The 18,079-nt window shown below is 38.0% G+C and carries 15 protein-coding genes; all 15 read right to left on the bottom strand.

Translation table 11 applies throughout. The features are described from left to right. Window positions 1-3: 3 nt before the first annotated feature. Window positions 4-1,086, bottom strand: a complete 1,083-nt coding sequence (locus AB5062_RS12250; protein ID WP_004292655.1) for an NAD-dependent epimerase/dehydratase family protein — start codon at window positions 1,084-1,086, stop codon at window positions 4-6. Further along, window positions 1,065-1,724 (bottom strand): DUF6796 family protein, encoded by a 660-nt coding sequence (locus AB5062_RS12255; RefSeq protein ID WP_008778686.1) that lies wholly within the window; start codon window positions 1,722-1,724, stop codon window positions 1,065-1,067. Before AB5062_RS12255 ends, AB5062_RS12250 begins: the two co-directional genes overlap by 22 nt. 52 nt (window positions 1,725-1,776) lie before the next feature. Then, window positions 1,777-2,964: a YncE family protein gene (locus tag AB5062_RS12260; RefSeq protein WP_004292650.1), complete on the bottom strand. Its 1,188-nt coding sequence runs from the start codon at window positions 2,962-2,964 to the stop codon at window positions 1,777-1,779. A 38-nt stretch (window positions 2,965-3,002) separates the two neighbouring features. Then, window positions 3,003-5,375: a TonB-dependent receptor gene (locus AB5062_RS12265; RefSeq protein ID WP_004292649.1), complete on the bottom strand. Its 2,373-nt coding sequence runs from the start codon at window positions 5,373-5,375 to the stop codon at window positions 3,003-3,005. Window positions 5,376-5,413: 38 nt separating this feature from the next. Further along, window positions 5,414-6,004 carry a 4'-phosphopantetheinyl transferase gene (locus tag AB5062_RS12270; RefSeq protein ID WP_032589277.1) on the bottom strand — a complete coding sequence of 197 codons (591 nt, stop codon included), beginning with the start codon at window positions 6,002-6,004 and terminating at the stop codon, window positions 5,414-5,416. A gap of 2 nt (window positions 6,005-6,006) precedes the next feature. Next, the gene (locus AB5062_RS12275) at window positions 6,007-12,171 is read right to left on the bottom strand and encodes a non-ribosomal peptide synthetase (protein ID WP_004312211.1); all 6,165 of its coding nucleotides are present in this window, start codon (window positions 12,169-12,171) and stop codon (window positions 6,007-6,009) included. 464 nt (window positions 12,172-12,635) lie between these two features. Further along, window positions 12,636-13,058: an integrase gene (locus tag AB5062_RS12280; protein WP_004312210.1), complete on the bottom strand. Its 423-nt coding sequence runs from the start codon at window positions 13,056-13,058 to the stop codon at window positions 12,636-12,638. Window positions 13,059-13,085: 27 nt separating this feature from the next. Continuing rightward, complete coding sequence (locus tag AB5062_RS12285) at window positions 13,086-13,622, bottom strand: hypothetical protein (RefSeq protein ID WP_004292644.1); 537 nt, start codon at window positions 13,620-13,622, stop codon at window positions 13,086-13,088. Window positions 13,623-13,628: 6 nt separating this feature from the next. Beyond that, window positions 13,629-14,861, bottom strand: a complete 1,233-nt coding sequence (locus AB5062_RS12290; RefSeq protein WP_004292643.1) for a hypothetical protein — start codon at window positions 14,859-14,861, stop codon at window positions 13,629-13,631. Further along, entirely contained in the window at window positions 14,858-15,295 is a 438-nt protein-coding gene (locus AB5062_RS12295; RefSeq protein WP_004292642.1) for a hypothetical protein, read from the bottom strand. Before AB5062_RS12295 ends, AB5062_RS12290 begins: the two co-directional genes overlap by 4 nt. Window positions 15,296-15,436: 141 nt before the next feature. Beyond that, on the bottom strand, window positions 15,437-15,778 hold the full coding sequence (locus AB5062_RS12300) for a hypothetical protein (RefSeq protein ID WP_227035122.1): 342 nt from the start codon (window positions 15,776-15,778) through the stop codon (window positions 15,437-15,439). A 285-nt stretch (window positions 15,779-16,063) separates the two neighbouring features. Next, a complete protein-coding gene (locus AB5062_RS12305; protein ID WP_004312208.1) occupies window positions 16,064-16,537 on the bottom strand; it encodes a hypothetical protein in 474 nt (157 codons plus the stop codon). A gap of 30 nt (window positions 16,538-16,567) precedes the next feature. Continuing rightward, window positions 16,568-16,810, bottom strand: coding sequence for a helix-turn-helix domain-containing protein (locus AB5062_RS12310; protein WP_004292639.1), 243 nt, complete (start codon window positions 16,808-16,810; stop codon window positions 16,568-16,570). 233 nt (window positions 16,811-17,043) lie between these two features. After that, window positions 17,044-17,457, bottom strand: coding sequence for a hypothetical protein (locus AB5062_RS12315; RefSeq protein WP_004312207.1), 414 nt, complete (start codon window positions 17,455-17,457; stop codon window positions 17,044-17,046). Then, window positions 17,454-18,074, bottom strand: a complete 621-nt coding sequence (locus AB5062_RS12320) for a hypothetical protein (protein WP_004312206.1) — start codon at window positions 18,072-18,074, stop codon at window positions 17,454-17,456. Before AB5062_RS12320 ends, AB5062_RS12315 begins: the two co-directional genes overlap by 4 nt. Window positions 18,075-18,079 lie beyond the last annotated feature (5 nt).

Genomic DNA, 18,079 nt, shown 5'->3' on the forward strand with positions numbered 1-18,079 from the left:
ATACTATTCCTCTATAGATATATTTATGTTGTTGTTTTTTAATATTTCGTTTAACATGTGCAGATTGATATTTATGTCTTCAAAAGTAAAGATGCCAGGCATAATTGGTATACATCCTTTTATTATCGAGAGCACAATTACCGCACAAAATACTCCTGTTAATCTAAATGAGGAATCTGAGTGCAATAAACATTTTACAATAGAATTTTGATTTCTTACATAAGTACATACTATCACAGATTTCTCGTTTTTCTCATTTTTCTCCAATTGCCCCTGTTGTTTATTGACCATTTTACAAATCAATTTTCTAATAAAAGAGCTCTTTCTTAGTAAGGGAACTATGCCCATAGGAAGATTTTGCAGATGAAAAGCACAATCAAAATTTTGTAGTTCTTCAAATCGACTAGCTCGTTGTATAGTCCTTATTTCAGGACTAGAAAAGAATATTAATGGCATATTGGAATGAAAACGATCAAAAGTAAAAGTTCTATCTGAATGATATTTAGTTGGTTTTATTCTTCGGATTTCCCTTTCTGAAAGGAGCATCAGGTCATCTTTAAAACCCTCAAACATATTGATTATTGAAGCTGTTCCAGAAACAACACCTGCTCCAAAATAGATTCTCAATTCGGCTTCTAAAACAGTTTTTTTTAATTGTTCTGCAGCATATTCTAGCATGAAAGTTGTCAACCCTGGACATAATCCCATTCCTGTAAAAATTGTTCCCCGAAAATTTGTTATGTTCTCATTTTTTATTTCTAGTACACGTCCACTATGTCCATAGTCATCATTAATATCAACACATATTACGTGATTTCTTAAACAAATTGTATAAATATCTGTTCCTACACATGAAAAAGGACCAAGTGCCAAAATTATAATATCAAATTGTTTAATAACAGATTCTATATTTTGGGTATCATGTATGTCCATTTTTATGAACTTTACTTTCTTCTCTGATATCTTATGAATACCTCTTGATGCTATAAATAATTCACAAATATCATGATAATGTAGCAAGTAATCTGTAATAAATTGTCCCGCAATCCCTGTGCCACCAATTACTAAAACTTTCTTTTTAGACATAAATTTCTATCTTTTTTTAAGCTTATCCAACAAATTATATAATACAGAGTGATCCCCAAACTAAAAATGCCTGGTAGTAAGCATTCGGTCTTGGGAATTATCCAAGTGACAATAGATAAAATAATTGTTAGTATAACAGGGTTCACAACTATAGACCATCGAGGAACTATAGCTTTGGATGAAAAGTTACTAAATCCAACAATCAGCCAGGTCACTGGAAGTAGAATAAACATAAAGGGGAAAAAAGGTATATTAGATCCTGTTAATAATTGCCAATCTATATTTGTTTGCATTATCATTTTTGATGTACCAATACTATATATTATGGCATAGCTGTAATGATAAAACCCCAACATCAATAAAGAATAAGATATACAGAATGTATTAATAAGCGCAAGCTTTTTATTAACTTTACACATTGTTGTGTATATGAAGTATGTCCCTAATATCCAAAAAGGAAAAGTAAAAATACATCCAAAAGATGATAAATTTAAAATAGTTTCTTCTAAAGAAAGTAGTCTTGAAACAAAATAATCTGTTTCAACAGTTTTCATCTGTACTAGATAGTCGCAGGTTGTGATAAATAAACCTGAGATTACACTTATAATGATTATACAGTCATAATTACGATTGTTCATTCCATAAAAATTAAAAAGCTGCCGGAATCTTTTAGCTTCCGGCAGTCTTTATTTATTTTAAATATTGAATTTTGAAGGGATTACCTTCTGTTTTTATCTTTAAAGGTTCATACTTATCTTCTTTATAGTTGTAAAGATAATAACCTGTTCCTTGAGTAGAAGCCATCCCGAACACCATATAGTCTCCTGCTTTACATTGACTACATGACCAACCCGTAGTTCCGTCAAAGTTCATTTTTTTGACAGTTTTATTATAAACATCTATTTCAAATGTTTGCATTGATTTGTCATTTACATAATCAGGTGGATTACTAACATATCCCGGAACATTGAAATATCCATATAGCTTACCATTTCCTGTATATGTTTTGCTATAAATATAATTTGCTTTATTACCCTTTATGTCCGGTATACTAATTGTTTCTATTGGGAAATAGTATGACTGATCAAAGTCTGTTTCTCCTTTCTTTATACGCAAGAAACCTTCTGTACAGTTTGCAAAATATCCGAAGCCTCCTACACAATAAATATAAAGATCGCCTTTTTCATCAATGAAAGGATCACCTGAATACTCATAAGCGGTTGCCATTGTAGCTCTATTATCAGATATCATTTTAATAGGCTTGTCTGTCTTTGTATCAATCAAAAGTACATAAGCTCCAGTATTAGGGTTAAACTGGGACTTATCTTGAGCTAATCCTACATATAAAATACCATCTCTAATAACCGAAGCACCAGGTTCAGGATTTTTATCACCACTTTCTTTCCCAATTGCATATTCAGATAAATCTATTTCACCTGTTTTTTGCATTGTCGTAGGATTTATTATATACAATTTTCCCAATCCTACGCATGATATATAAGCTTTTTCTTCTGAATCAAATGTAAGGAATGCAGGAAGAGAACCGGAAGGGAGAATCATCGTTTCTTTTTCTTGAATTAGCAAACCATTCTCGACTCTGTACTTATATAAACGGGCATTCATCGATTCTAAGACATAAATGTTACCCCCATAAGTAAAAAGAAAAGATTCTTTTGCAAAGACCAAAGAATTTTGTGTACTTGTCTGTTCTACATTTAAATCTTTAAATAGACTAACATAAGCATTATCACCCACCGTGACACTATGAACAAAACTCATATCGTCTTCTTCATCTGTTGGAAACGGATCATCTTTACTACATGAAATAAAACTTAAAAAGGTCGCTAATAGCGACAATAAAAACCATTGATTTTTCATTTTTTTTATTTTTTTAGTTAAAATAATTATTTATAATATTACAAACTCATCGCTCCCCCTGAAGATTCATCACCAAACCAATTAAATCGTAATTTAATTTTAAAAGTACGACCTTGTAAAGGCTTTTTAAATTCCATATAGCTCTCCTTGTTGAATATATTTTCAACTTCAAACCCTAATGATACTTTATTTTTCCAAATAGATTGCTGGAATCCTGCCGTAAAAAGATGACTACGAGGAATTAACCATTTCTTTCGCTGTTCTGGTAAGTTACTCATTTGCCAACTCCAATCAAAATCATGAACGTAAGATGCGTCTATATAGATTCTAGATATTTCATGTTTCCCAAGTAATCCCTCTGTATGATACTCTAAACCATAGTTAAAATAAAAACGAGGAATATTGGGTACCTGTTTATCATAAGTCGGGTTTTTCACACTTTGGTCATTAGTAGTCCATTTTAGCTTATCCCGAATATCTTGATAGGTTAAGTTAAAATAACTATAAAGCTGTGGAGTCACATCTATTTTTAAATCAAAATCTCCCCCCATGATCTGAGTCTTACCCAAATTCGTATAAATCATTCGTATATCAGCAGGAAATAAACTTATCATATCTGTTATATACATATAATATAAATTTGTCTCTAACTGAAAACGACTTAACCCCATAAAATTACTTTTATCCATGATTAACCCTAAATTTATATTATTACTTATTTCGGGATTTAAATCAACTGAAGGCTTTACTGTCACTCCGTCTCCAAACAATTCTTCCGTATCAGGAAGCCTCACGTTATGTGATAAGGAAAATTTACCTCTCACCCCTTTGAAAAATTCATAACTGATTCCTTCACTTATTCCATAGTAAAAATTGTTTATTTTTGTTTTTTTCGGTTCTTTCTTAACACTTTCAGATTCATCTACAATTTTATCACTTGTTCTATATATTCCAGAATTTAAATAGTATAGACTGAACATTAAAGAGTTTTGAAGTTTGTTATTACGTGAAGAATACTCATGTGCTAACCCCAAAGTATTTCCCTTCATATTACTGGGAAAACCACTAGGGTCAAAACCAACATATTCTGCTGTATAATCATCCTTAGGTCTATACCTTGAATATGTGAATTGATTGTTAAGATTAAAGGTATGTTGCTTTAACTTGTATTTTAAATTCAATTTATGTCTGATTTCAAATTGTTTGTCATCTGAATAGTTTAATAAATTATCATCAGTTTCTCCCATTGTATTTGTTATGGTTCCATCCCATTGCCGTTTTGTTCTAGCGGTATCAACCAAATGCGTATGAATGATTGGAGTTACTAGACCTGACTTGAATTCAAGGTTTTTAAATAAGAAATTCTTCTTCTCTAAAGTTAAAGTAGGCATAATGTTTGTCCCATGTGTATGAGAAAAACGTGAATCAAAATCTAAGGCCTGAATTCCCTTTTTATTGTTATAAAAAGCACATTCTAATTCAATCTTATCAAACCAGAATTTTGTAAATGTTAAACCTACATTATACATTGTGGACCTATAATAATCATTATTTCTTATTACTTCTTGGTAGGCACTTGAAGGTAAATTTGTTTCAAAAACAGGATAAGTCATTTTATAATTATTATCCGATTTATTATGAAAAAAACCTCCTCCAATTTGAATCCCTGGTTTTTCAAACATTTTTTTTACACTGACTAACGTTTTGGAAGTACCAAATGAAGCAAACTCCTGAGTAAAGCCTACCAAGTCACACTCGTCCTCTCTTGTAACAACATTAATCGCTCCTCCCAGACCATCACTGCCATATTCAGCAGGAACTATTCCTTTATATATCTCAATATATTTAATGGCATCAATAGGTATGTCGTTTATATCAAATGAACCATCGGGGCTATTTAAAGGAAAACCATCTATATAAATAGCTACTCTTTTTCCTTCCAGACCATGTATGGACATTTTAGAAGAGCTACCCAAACCTCCGGATTTTCTAACTTTGATTCCAGAAGTACGAGTAAGTACTTCTTCAATTCCAGTTGAACGACCTCTTAATTTTGCTCCATCAACAACCGTTACAGCCATAGGACTTTTACGTATATGATTTATTTCTGCCTGCTGTGAGGATGCTTTTACCACGACCTCATTCAACACTTCTGTACTTTCTTCCAAAAAGAAATTTTTAGTTGTATTTCTATTTACAGTAACAGACTGTTTTATTGTTTTGTATCCGATAAAAGAAACCTCTACAAGATACGTTCCGTTTTGAGGTAATTTTATTCTGTATAACCCATTATCATTTGCATTATCTCCAACCTGATTTTTTCGTATATATACAGAAGCTCCTACAACAGGTTCATTTGTCTTTTTATCTACGATTCGACCAGAAAGAAAAACTTGTGCCCAAGATATCATAGGGAAACAACATATTCCCATAATGACTAAAATTGTTTTTACTTTTCTACACAACATAGGTTTATAATAAAAATTTTTTTTAACATGCATATTATAGTTACATTGGAAGCTTTAGATACATTTATCGTGTCAATATCAATCCAATTGCATAATTTACTATATGCTGTATAATATGCCTTTAGAATAGCTTCTTTACGTGAAAAAATGTCAATAGGAGAAAATTCTTTCTTATCTATACACGCTATCTCTTGGGGTGTACAAAAAAGAGAATATTCCTTTTTTGATAATATCGTCGTTTGATCTTCAATATCTACTCCAATACCCTTATACCTCTTTTTCTTTCCAACAGCAGCAACTGCTATTGCATCTTTATGAGATATAGAACCAACTATGTCAAATGGCCATATTGGTTCACCATCTCTTCCTTTTAAAATGGGAACTATTTCCTTTTGTAAAGTCTGTAAGGCACGATGTGCGGCACAACGTCCCAAAATATAAGTTTTAAGACGTATTTCAGACCATTCTCTTTTAATGAATATTTTTTCCTCATTAAAGAGATTATCTGAAGTAGCAAAAGGACTATCTTCCACAATTTCTACTGCTATATCGGAAAAGGGTAATACAAGCATATTTATACATGCAATTCTATATAATTCATTATCAACTTAGCTAATTCCGCATGATATTTTGTAATAAGAACATGCCCTCCTGGCAATTGGTGGAAAGAAACTTTCTGAAAGTAATTATTCCATAGATGTTGATTGTTTCGAATTGTAGGCTCATCCTCTCTACCGACGATGGAACATAATGGGGTTTTCAATTTACAATCAAGAAACTTGTAATTTACCATTGCTACAGTATTCATTCTCAACTCATGCAAATATTCATGTTTTTCTTCATCTGATAAAGTTGCGATCAATTCTTCATTCAACAGATCTTTTGCACGTGAATAATCCAAAAGGGCATTATCGTCATTTGAAAAGAATTGCATTAAGTCATCACGCAATGTAGGAGGAGTTCCACCAATCATTATAATACCCTGTATCGGAATATTTTCTTGTTCAAATCGTTTACAGATATCATAAGCAATATAGCAACTGTAAGAATATCCCATGATAAACAAAGGAATCTCTTTATCAGCCTCTTTCAGTTCATTGGCTAATAGCGCACCAACTTCTTCTACAGAGGACTTTATCTCACGTCCATCTCCATGTCCCGGATATTGTACTGTATATAAGTTGATTTCTCCGGTAAAATCCCCAGAAAATGTACTATACATACCAGGGGTTCCTGCTGCATATGGAAGACATATAAGTTTTGCATATGGAGTAGAAACCTTTTTCATACAAATGAGATTCTCAACTTTATTATTCTCTATTTCTTGTTCAAGCAGTTCGGCTATCGTAGGTTTATCGAATAAATCTTTTAATTTGATGTTGGTTAATCCGACCTCCTTTAATTCTTTTATTAACCTTACAGATCGGATAGAGTCGCCTCCTATATCCCAGAAATTATCAAATACACCTACCTCTGGTATCCCTAATACCTTTTCCCAGATTAAGGTTATTTGTTTTTCCCTTTCATTCCTTGGACCTACAATATCCCTTTTAACAAAATTTTGTTTCTGATTCGCAATATTGGGTAATTGCTTCTTGTCTGTTTTTCCATTGGCAGAAATTGGAATCTGCTCTATTCTAGCCATTGCGGAAGGTAACATATAGTGAGGTATCTTCATTTGCAGAACAGACATTATATCCTTGTATTCTAAATCACAATTATTTGCTGTAACATAAAAAGCTACAACTACAGGCTGTTTGTTTACATCATATTGAATCTCTGCACAAGCCTCTGTAATACCTGATACTTTTAATAAAGCATTCTCTATTTCTCCTAATTCAATTCTATACCCTCTGACATTTACTTGAAAATCTTTACGTCCTACAAATACAATATCGCCAGTTACAGTCATCTTTACAACGTCTCCTGTATTATATACAATTCCTTCATGAGTAATAGGATTATTGATAAATACAGATTTCGTTTTCTCTTCTTTATTCAAATAACCACATGACACTCCCTCGCCTCCAATATAAAGGATACCAGGAACTTCTGGTAGTGTATATTCTAAATTATCATTTAATACATATACTTGTGTATTATAAATCGGTTTCCCTATTGGAACTATATTTAAATGACATTTGCCGTCTTCTTCAATCGGGATAGGATAAAAAGTGGAAGCCACCGTTGTTTCTGTAGGGCCGTATTCATTAATAAATTTGTGCAAAGGATAATTTTCTAACCACCTGTTTATATCCGAAACATTGATAATTTCAGCACCCAGCATAATAGTCATATTGGGTGATAGGTTTACAGGTCTCTCCAAAAATCCCAACATATTTACCAACATTGAAAAATGAGAGGGAGTTACATTCAAAAAATTGATTTTTTCTTCATCTATAAAATACAGAAGTTTCTCTATATCTTTAGTTGCATTATCGGAAAGAATGTGTAAAGAAGCTCCGGCAATGAAAGGTAGCCAATTAGAAGTAACAGTCATATCAAAGGAATACGATGTTATTAAAGCAAACCTGTTATTACAGTTTACATTAAACGCTTCTTTCTCATAATTCAAAAAATTGGATACATTTCTATGCCTAAGCATTGTACCTTTAGGTTGTCCTGTTGAACCAGAAGTATAAATCATATAAATCAAATCATCAGGAGTATTACAAGGTACTATATTATCCATAGATTGACTATTTATATCATTTACGGTGTATCGACGATATGTATCAGGTAAAGGAATAGAATCATCATCAAGTAACACACAATGTTTAATGTTGGGGGTATATGAACTATTAATATTGTCTACATGTATTCCTTGAGTTACAAGAACTTCTGCTCCACAGTCATTTATCATATACTGTATTCTATCCGAAGGATAAGAAGGGTCAATTGGCACATACGCCCCACCTGCTAAAAGAATTCCAAGTTGTACTATAGGCAAATCAAGCGTTCTGTTCAGTAATAAAGCAACCTTAGAATTTCGTACCACTCCAAGAGAACGTAAGAAATGCGCCATCTGATTAGCTTTTTTCCAAAACTCTGTATAAGTTAAAGAAACTCCTTGATAAGAGATCGCCTCTCTATTAGGATACAAATCTACAGTATTACTGATCTGTTCATATATTGTTTTAAGAGGATAAGCATGTTCTGTTTTATTTGTTTGCTCCAATAATTTTATATAGAAGAGAGGGAGTATATTTGAACATGAACGCTCTTCGTATCCCTTAGTGTTTGTATCATCTACCAATTGGTTAAGCATAGACGTGAATTGTTCAGAAAGTAGTTGTATGTATTCCGCATCAAATAGCTCACGAACATAATTCCAATCAAAACACCATTTATTTTCCCATGTATACATAACAAGGTCTATATAAGTACCAGGTGCACCTGTCTGTACTTTAGGCGCACCAATTGTCAAATATCTAGATGAATGACTGATACCTTTGGGAAGCATATTGATAGAATTACTAAAAATAATTGCACTCAAAGAGCTTTGTTTTAAGCCTTCCTGTTCTGCGATTTTTCTGGACAATTCTATTGAAGATATTGGATACTCAAGCATGGTTCGTACAAATTGTTCTATCTTACGTGCAATAGAAACAATCGGTTCTTGTGGAGATGTTTGGATACGGACAGGGAAAATATCAAGAAAACTACCTATTATATTTTTTGCATTAGGTAAATGCTGTTCCCTGTTAAATACAGGCATGTTGATAATGAGATCATTTTGTCCAGACCACAAATTCATCAGTTTAAAATAGCATGCCATAAGTAAGGAATTAAGGCATATACCAGAAGTATGAGAACTGATTTCAAGAACTTTATTCATCAATAAAGAATCCAATTCCGTATGTAAGGTATTAAAATGGACTTTATTTATTAAAGATGGCTGACATTTCGTGGGAATAGATATTTTCTCTGGTAAATCTTTAAACACCTTTAGGGCAAAATCCATTGCATTCTGATATCGCTTTGTTTGCCTTCTGAATCTCTCCACAAAAACATAGTCAGAAAAAGTTAGACCTTTTTCTTGTTCAACAGTTATTTCTTTACCAGCGATAAACTGATCATAAGTTGATGTTAATTCTTGAAGGAATTGAAAAAAGCTGAAACCATCAATTATCTGGTGATCAATATGTATAATTAATTCATGTTCATCTTCCCCTGTTTTATAAATATTACAATAGAATAAAGGATACTCTTTAAGGTCAAATCTGTGATCATGATCTTTTTCGTCCTTTTGTAAAAAGAATGTTTCCTGTTGTTCTTTGTTCATTGAAGTTATATCTTCATAAGAACTTTTAAATGTCGGATATTCAGGAAGAGTTATCATCTCAGGTTTATCCGACTCTTCGGAAAGAATAGAATGTAACAATGGATGACAGTTAATAATGTGATTTAACGTCTTGTCCCAACATGCTGGATCAAAAAAACCTTTCAATTGTGTCCGACAAATGATATAACAACTTAATCCTGTCGGTTCATTACGGATAAAACTTTTACTGTGATAGAATAATGTTTCTTGGAAATCCATTAACGGAAAAGAATACCCCTCTGGAGTTGCATAGCGTTCCTTAATGGTTTGTGCTATATCTCGTATACAAGTTTTATCTTTTATATCATCTAATGTTATTTTATCAAAAACTTCAGTTAAGCGCTTCATCATTTGATATACAGCGGCAAAAGAAGTCACTTTAGTTATAATATTTTCTGTATATTGTATTTCTAAAGAGGGAATTCCTATTTCTTCGCTGATAAACTCTCGAACTAACAGTTCATATTCATTTAAAGGAGATTGAAGTTCTTTTAATAAATATTGTTCAAGATAATGTTTTTGAGAGACTAAGGTCGGATATTTATAGAAGAAACTATTTTCTAATTTAATATTTAACAGTTCTTCAAGTTTAGAAACAGCCATCATACTGCGTATTGAGTCTCCTCCTAAAGAAAAGAAGTTATCTTCTATATGAATGAGGTTTGTTTTTAAAACTTCTGACCATATTTTTTTGAGAACCAATAAATAATCCATATTATGAGATTCTTTGTTTAGTTTTACAATTGATTTATTATACTGTCCTTGCTCAAAATACTTTGCCATAGATCGACGTTTTATTTTAGAGCTAGAAGTTCTGAGTATTTCTCCTTTTTTTATCTTTATAGAGTATTCTGGAGCAAATCCAACTTTGTCTGCTAGAAATGCGTTACATTCATTTATTAATTGTCTTATTTGTTCTTCCGACATTTTTCTTGATAATACAAAGAAATGAAGTACAATTTCACGATTTTCTGTAGAAGAATAAAAAGATGTAAATACAGTTTTTTCAATTGAAAGACCAAATTTCTCTAAGACACAATTTTCTAAATCAAAAGGATGAAAGTTTTGTCCATTTACTATAATTGTTTCCTTTTTTCGACCTACTATATAAAGAATATTGTTATAATCAAAAAAGCCCAAATCTCCTGTACTTAACCAACCGTCTTTTAATACTTCATCTGTTGATTGTATGTCATTATAATAACCAGACATGACACAAGCGCCTTTTACTTGAATCTCTCCTAAATTTAAATTATTTTGAGGAATACCGTCTTTAACAATGCGTACTTGTAAGCCTGGTAATATTCTACCTGCACTAACAAATTCACAAAAATCTTGTTGTTTATCGACTAATTTGATAATCCCTTCATAGAACGCCTCTCTATTTATTCTTATATTTTTATTTCCATAACCCGGTAAACAGGAAGAAACAATCAATGTTGTTTCAGCCATTCCATATGAAGGGCGGAATGCATTTCGATTAAACCCAAGTTGAAAAAGGGGGGATAATCGGACGTATAAATTAGATGGAACCATTTCTGCTCCAATTGAAAGAGTCTTCACTTGAGATAAATCCAATTCTTTTATGTCATTAGATTGTTCTAACTTTTGAATTAACAAATCCAATCCTGAAGGTGTCGTACCGCCACAAATACTTACTTGATATTCGGAAATTTTCTTTAGAAAAATCAAAGGATCTCTTAAAAAGGAAAAAGGCTCTATTTTTATTTCTGTAATTTGGTTATACAAACAAACCAAATGATTTCCAAATAGACCATAATCATGAAAATATGGCATCCAGTGAATCAAAGTATCTTCAGTTGTAATTTCATCCGCAAGAGTTTTTATTTTCAAATTAGTTAAAATATTGTTAAAACTAAGCATGACTCCTTTGGGTGCCCCTGTACTTCCTGATGAAAACTGAATAACACATAAATCTTTACTATCTCTTTTAGGTATGTGTAAAGAATAATCTTGCAACAAATCCAATTGTTTCATAATATCTTCAACACACACAGCTTTATGAAATGAAGATTTATAATATTCAAATAGATTAATATCATTTGTTATAAGTGTAACTACACCTAATATATCAATTGCATTCTTTAGGCGTTCAAAAGCAATAGAGTTCTTATTACTGAATTGTACAGAAGGCATTAAAACGGGTATACAACCTGCCATAACACATCCCCAAAATAATAATATAAAATTTTCGGATTTTTCAACAGAGATTATTATCTTACTGACAGGCTTTACTTGATAGTAAGATTTTAAAATAAAAGCTATTTTTCTAGATTTTTCTCGTAACTCTGAATAAGTTAGAAAAAGATCACATTGACTATTATTTACAATAACAATTCCTTTTGTCGGCACTTTATGTGCTGCTTCTTCCAACAATTCATATAGGTTTTCCATCTTGCTTTATTTTTTGCCCGCAAAGTTCGTTTGTTTAGCTAAATCCATCAATACCAATTATTAGGTATTTTTAATAAATTGTTGTATGCATATAATATTACTTAAATTATATATTTCTATTTATTGTGTGTAGCTATCGTATTAGTAGTCAGTTGATATTAATTTATATTAGATTGTTATACATAATCATTTATGATAAGGAAATATTACCTACAAAGGGGTATTATATGTATTTTTACCTTCCTATTTTTTGTAAAATGATAAGTTCTTTATATCTCATAAATAACTATTGCTTCTTTATTAAGACCTAGAAATCATCACATTTAATATATTACTGATACGCAATGCTCTAAAAATATTTAGTTATTTACTATAACAGTCAATGTATATTTCAGGTATACCTGATAATCTTCCATTATCATCTGGTCTATTACTGCCAACGGAACGTCCTTGTTATCCCGGAATCATTTGAAGCTGCCGAGTGCGGTATGGTAGTTCTTGGCCGTACCGATGTGATTTAATTGGCAGAGTCGCTCGATGAGATTCTCCATGAATATAAAAAGGGTATTTTCTTTTTCGGTGCACCGGAACTCCATAATTATATCTTCAGATGAATAACCTCGTCGTAGCAGATCGAATCTTTCAATAATCCTGTTCAGCTTTTCCAAATTCTCCTCCAGTTTTCGGATTATTGTCTGAATAACGGTTATCCGTTCGCCAGCCGGTGCCGAAACAGGTCTTGACTGTTTATCATCCCATTCATGAGAGAACACCTTATAACCGGTTGTGATTTGCCTGACGACACGGCGGTGAGTTACAAAATAAACGATAGTGCCCGGACGGCCTTCGACTGTTGACGGGCGGAATTTCACCTTTACTGTTGTCATACTTATATTTATTTAATTGGTAATGTTTCATTCTCGTCTTAACTTGCGGCATATAAAAATGGTCAACGTGACACAGACAACGAGAAAAGCAGCGGTACAGCCGAGTACTTCCCACAGCAATATGCTATGTATAAGACGAGCGTTCGCGGCGCAGGTACAAACGAAAGCCGCCGCGAGGGAGATGATTGCCTCTACCATACACCAGAAAGCGGTTGCGGAGATAAGCACACGGTCATTCGCCGAGAGGCGTCCGGCTAGCCTTGCGCATTCCCGTTCCATCCTGTCGGCCATCTTCCGGCAGATTTTCTCTCCCTCCTGTTCAAGCGTCTTTCTCGCTTCCTCGCCGAGTGTGACCGTGCTTGCCCCACGCAGGGAAGAAACAGCCCCGTCCATTTTGGGCAGGGCTTCCGAAAGTCTGTTTTCGAGCTTTTCCACGTTGGCACTAAGAATGCGGACAGCTTCATAATTGTTTTTCAGCGCATCGATTATGCGGTCTTGCTCCTGCATTTTTTCGGCAGTCGGAAGTGCCCCGTCTATTTCCGAGAAATCGAATTTTTTATTCATAGGCTGTTATCTTTTTCGTCCTGTCTTCGGTTTCTTTCCGATTACCCTTGCCGCTTCACGGGCGCACCGGCGTGCCCATTCCCGTTCGTCCTCGTCCTCGCGTCTTCCCCAAGGCAGGTCGTTGGAACTGCCGCCACCACCTCCCGAAGGAACCGCCGGAGTATCGAGCATCCCGACGAAAAGTGCCGCAGCCATGTCCGTGAGGTCACGGCTGTTGGCTGTCTCCCGGTAGTCGAACTCGTCATTGAATACGTCCAACGCTTCATCGGGAATGAAGAACCGGCGGCTTTCCCCGTCGATGTCGATATGGTACGGGCTGGTACCGGGACGATAGCCGGTGTATTGCGGAACCGGTGTCGTTCCTTGTGCGTGAACCGGAATCGTCCGGGGTGTAGTCGGTATAGATTTCCCTGCGGCGGGCTGTGTCGAAACAGTCCTTGTCTTGGGAGCCGCGTGCAGCTTTTTCCACGTGCTTTCAAGTTTGGTCGCCATGAGGTTGCGCCCCCTGCCGAGTTCGGAAGCCTTGTATCTGGCGTTGCCTTTCTTCAGCACGTAACCGCGCAATATCTTCTTGTTGTCGCGCAGCTCCCAAAACTCATATCCCTTGCTCCGGAGTCTGGCCACGTACTCGTCCCATGACCAGCTTTCCATGGATTGCAGGGTTTCCATGCAGTCCCGGTTCACCTGCCCGATGTTCGTCTCACGTACTTCGGCGGCAGTCGTCCAGCCCCGTTTCAGGGCCACACGCTCGGCTGCCCGCTGTGCCCGCAGGTGTATGTCATGGTCGTTGTTGATATTCCCCCGTTCGTCGATACGGCAGAACGCACCGTGAAGGTGGGGAATGCCGCTCTTGGATTCCAGATGCAGCCACACCGTGCCCTTGCTGCCTTTGAGGGCGGTTTTCGGGGAATAGGTCTTGCCGTTCTTGTCAAGCAGTTCGATGTTGTCGAACTCATCCGTGAAGTCGTCCCACAACCTTTGCCAGTCGTCGATGGTAAAGTCTTTGGTGTGTTCCGGCGCAGGGCTGACCTCGATGCGGATGACGGAATTTTTGACCCGTTTGGACTTCTCCAGCGTCAGCCGCATAGAATCCCATATACCCGTGGCATCCAGACCGGGCGGCAGCAGATTGTCCCCCACGTGGAAGATGCGTTCGGGATGTTTCTTGTTCCTCGATTCTCCCGTGATGTACCTGATGTCATTTATCCCGTGGGAGATGGATTTCGCTTTCCCTATCATGGCTCGTCCTCCCTGTCTTCACCGTTCCTTGTCCCGTCGGGCAGGCGGTTGGAAAACCGTACCTTGTCGAGCACGTCCGTGACACGCTCGGCCAGCCTGCCGAGTTCCTTGAGCCATTCGAGCATGAAAGGGTAACTGTTAAACATCTGTCTGCGCTTTTCGGGGTTCATGCCACGGAGCGCGGACGTGTAGTTCACGAGGTCGCTGCGGCATCCTATAAGGGTCTCCATGACCGCCTCCTGCCTTGCCGTCAGCCTCGCTTTCGGCCTGTAGTTGAAAGCTCTTGCCAGCACGTAGCTGCTGACGGTCATGCCGCACTCGGCGGCAAGGCGGCGGATGTACTGTTTCTGTTCCACGGTGACTTTGGCTCCGATGTATTCGGTGCGGCTGCCGCCGGACGGAAATGATGTGTCTTGCTTATTGTCTTCTGTCATAACTGTTGTTTTATAAGGGTTAAGCGGTGCGAGCCTGCGAGCGCCGCCACCGGCGAACTGCCAGTGAGCCGCGAGAGCGCCAAGGGATGACTGACCGAAGGGAGGTGATACCTTGGCATATCTCGAAACTGAAAGACGTTTTCACCTCTCCTGCGGCGTGCCTCCGCTGCCGGATAAAATGCCATTCAAAGGCCGTTCAGATGCCGTTCGAATACCATTCAGGGCGGGATTGCAAAGGTTTACGACGTGGAAGTTCTGAAAGTCCGTCCATTCCTCGACACAGGTCATGGAAGCGACGGAAGCGGTTTTGGAAGCGTCCACCGCTATCATGCCCAGCTTTTCCATCGTTGCAAGGAGATTGCGGATTCTTTTTCTCCCTATGTTCCATTCCTCCGCGAGTCTGGTTTCCGAGAACTGGAACTGTCCGGGCTGCAATTCCTGCGGCCTGCGGAATGAATCGCCCCTGCCGGGGGACAGTCGCATCCGTGAGAGCAGGTCATAAAAAAGAGTATGGTTGCCGATTGTATTGCCGTCGTCATCTTTCGTTGTCCCTCCGAGCCATTCGATTGCCTCTGCGGTAAAGTGGATGCGGACTGTACGGAAGCCCTGCGGCTTTTTGAAAAGGGATGTTTCCTTGTTCCTCTTGTTTTCTTGCATAATTCAATAAAAAATAAGGGAATGGAGTATCGGAAAACCTACAACAGTTTCAATGAGATAGTGCGTGCGGGAGTTTCCTTGTCCGTCCGATACCCCGTTCCGGTTTTGACATCAGTTCCGGTTCACGTTGGCGGCGGGTTGGGATTGCAGGTGTCCCCGTGCGTCCTCCACCGCCTTGAAGTCGGAAGAGATTTTCATCAGCACGATGCTGACGCGGCAGAGCTGGCCGATGTCAACGAAATCCTTGACGGCTTCCAACAGTTTTTGCGCACGTTCCTGACGGTGTTTCATCACGGCCTCGTTACTTGTTCCGTTTTCTTTGGCAAGCCCGTGATTGAGAAAGCGGTTGACAGCCAACATGTCCGTCGCCTCAATCGTTGCGGTATCGCCGTTGCCCGTCCCGTAACCGACCATTACCCGTATGGAATCGGCCTCGTAGGGGGAACAGCCGCGAAGAAAGTCCAGAATGGTCTGTACCTTCGCGCTGATTACGGGTCTGCTCTCTTTCTTTCTCTGTTCCTTGTTCGGGGATTCCTGAACCGTGGCATTCCTGATACCCGGTTCCATGTTCTTTGAATTGTCCATAACTGCATTGTTCTAAAAAAGGTTGATGAATCATTTGTTTTTCTCATGTGTTACCAGATAGTGGGATGCCTCGCTGTCGATCTCGACCTGCGATTTCACCCGTACCCGTTTCAGCCATGCGTCGAGGTCTTCCTTGGCGAAGAAGCACAGCTTGCCGCCCGGCTTGTAGTAAGGGATTGCGCGGCGCATCATCATCTTGTAGAGATAGCTTGGCTTCAGTCCGAGGTAACGGGCTGCTTCCGTGGTGGTCATCAAATTACGTTCACTTTCCATATACGTTCATTTTTATTGTTACTTGTACTTTCGTAGAATCGGAATCTGCTGTTTTTTCAGACTTTTCCTTTCTTCTGTTTCCGATGCAAAGTTAAGTTTGCTCCAAGGTGGGCCAATGGGGGACGAATGGGGAAAGTGCATGAAAAGAAAATGCGCCATACCGTTGTGTATGAACGGTATAGCGCATAGCTATAATGGGAAGATACCGGGCTGAATGGGGAAACGACGGGCGGTTATGGGGTACCTTTCAGCCGTCTTGCGTTTTCAACGGCCTTGTCGATGGATTTGCGGAAATCTTGATTCTCTTTGGTGGCAGCATTGTTGCAAACATCGCTGCGGTGCTTGTCGTAGTAGGATTTGGATATGCCGCAGCGTTTCAGGAACTCTTCCGACCAGAGTTTCCCGCGCTCTCGCGGCCTGATGGTACGGGCGATGGAAAACACCATGTAACAGATGCGAAGGTTCTCTTTCGGGCGCACGATGACCTCCCGTTCGGTGGGTTTCAGGTTCAGGAAGTTCACGAAGTCGCTGCCCGACAGATACTCGAACTGGTAGTCGTTGCACACCTCGTAAATGAACAGGCACAGGGCGAGGTCAACGGTATCCATCCATGCGGTGGTCTCTTGCAGCAGGCCTGCACGGTTCATGGGTTGCCCTCCTTCACGCGTCTGATGTCGGAGATGATGCTTCCGGCGATTCCTTGCAGACGCTCCACCAGCACGTCGAGGAATACCGGTTTGAAGCACCAGACACAGAAATTCCGGTCACGCTCCTGCTGCCATTCCTTATATGATAGGTTTGCGTGTGCATGAGCTTGGTCATATTTTGCCTTTGCTACTCCGCACTCCGTGTCGAGCGACCTGTATTCTTCCGAATCCAGAGGCAGGAAATCCAACCGGTTACTCATTGCCGAATACTCGCGCCAAAGTTCTGTGGCGGCTGTTTTCGCTTCCTCGTACCGGTGTTCAAAGGGGCTTAGATATTCCTCGAAAAGGGCTTCAAAGTTCACTGTCTGCAACGGTGTCCTGTCGAGTGAAAGGTATTTGTTCGTTTCCGAAAGAAGGGAAGAAGAAAAGTCCAGAAGTTGTCCGGGGTTCTCCTTTACCAGACAGGCTGCCTCCTTGACAAGAAGGTTCGTGTCGTTGAAATCCTGATAGAACAGGGACGGCGGCAAGGCCTGTTCAAAAGACAAGACGCCTTGTCCGTAAGTTGCAAGAAGCGTGTTCACTTCGTGCAACCGTTGTGTTATTTGCCGTATCATCATAATCG

It is taken from the genome of Phocaeicola sp. RTP21359st1_B8_RTP21360_211022, from assembly GCF_040911965.1.
Classification (GTDB): Bacteria; Bacteroidota; Bacteroidia; order Bacteroidales; family Bacteroidaceae; genus Phocaeicola; species Phocaeicola vulgatus.

What these genes read in the sequence shown, in the direction of transcription:
- AB5062_RS12250 (WP_004292655.1), bottom strand. Translation starts at nt 1,086, where the DNA reads ATGTCTAAAAAGAAAGTTTTAGTAATTGGTGGCACAGGGATTGCGGGA.
- AB5062_RS12255 (WP_008778686.1), bottom strand. Translation starts at nt 1,724, where the DNA reads ATGAACAATCGTAATTATGACTGTATAATCATTATAAGTGTAATCTCA.
- AB5062_RS12260 (WP_004292650.1), bottom strand. Translation starts at nt 2,964, where the DNA reads ATGAAAAATCAATGGTTTTTATTGTCGCTATTAGCGACCTTTTTAAGT.
- AB5062_RS12265 (WP_004292649.1), bottom strand. Translation starts at nt 5,375, where the DNA reads ATGATATCTTGGGCACAAGTTTTTCTTTCTGGTCGAATCGTAGATAAA.
- AB5062_RS12270 (WP_032589277.1), bottom strand. Translation starts at nt 6,004, where the DNA reads ATGCTTGTATTACCCTTTTCCGATATAGCAGTAGAAATTGTGGAAGAT.
- AB5062_RS12275 (WP_004312211.1), bottom strand. Translation starts at nt 12,171, where the DNA reads ATGGAAAACCTATATGAATTGTTGGAAGAAGCAGCACATAAAGTGCCG.
- AB5062_RS12280 (WP_004312210.1), bottom strand. Translation starts at nt 13,058, where the DNA reads ATGACAACAGTAAAGGTGAAATTCCGCCCGTCAACAGTCGAAGGCCGT.
- AB5062_RS12285 (WP_004292644.1), bottom strand. Translation starts at nt 13,622, where the DNA reads ATGAATAAAAAATTCGATTTCTCGGAAATAGACGGGGCACTTCCGACT.
- AB5062_RS12290 (WP_004292643.1), bottom strand. Translation starts at nt 14,861, where the DNA reads ATGATAGGGAAAGCGAAATCCATCTCCCACGGGATAAATGACATCAGG.
- AB5062_RS12295 (WP_004292642.1), bottom strand. Translation starts at nt 15,295, where the DNA reads ATGACAGAAGACAATAAGCAAGACACATCATTTCCGTCCGGCGGCAGC.
- AB5062_RS12300 (WP_227035122.1), bottom strand. Translation starts at nt 15,778, where the DNA reads ATGCGACTGTCCCCCGGCAGGGGCGATTCATTCCGCAGGCCGCAGGAA.
- AB5062_RS12305 (WP_004312208.1), bottom strand. Translation starts at nt 16,537, where the DNA reads ATGGACAATTCAAAGAACATGGAACCGGGTATCAGGAATGCCACGGTT.
- AB5062_RS12310 (WP_004292639.1), bottom strand. Translation starts at nt 16,810, where the DNA reads ATGGAAAGTGAACGTAATTTGATGACCACCACGGAAGCAGCCCGTTAC.
- AB5062_RS12315 (WP_004312207.1), bottom strand. Translation starts at nt 17,457, where the DNA reads ATGAACCGTGCAGGCCTGCTGCAAGAGACCACCGCATGGATGGATACC.
- AB5062_RS12320 (WP_004312206.1), bottom strand. Translation starts at nt 18,074, where the DNA reads ATGATGATACGGCAAATAACACAACGGTTGCACGAAGTGAACACGCTT.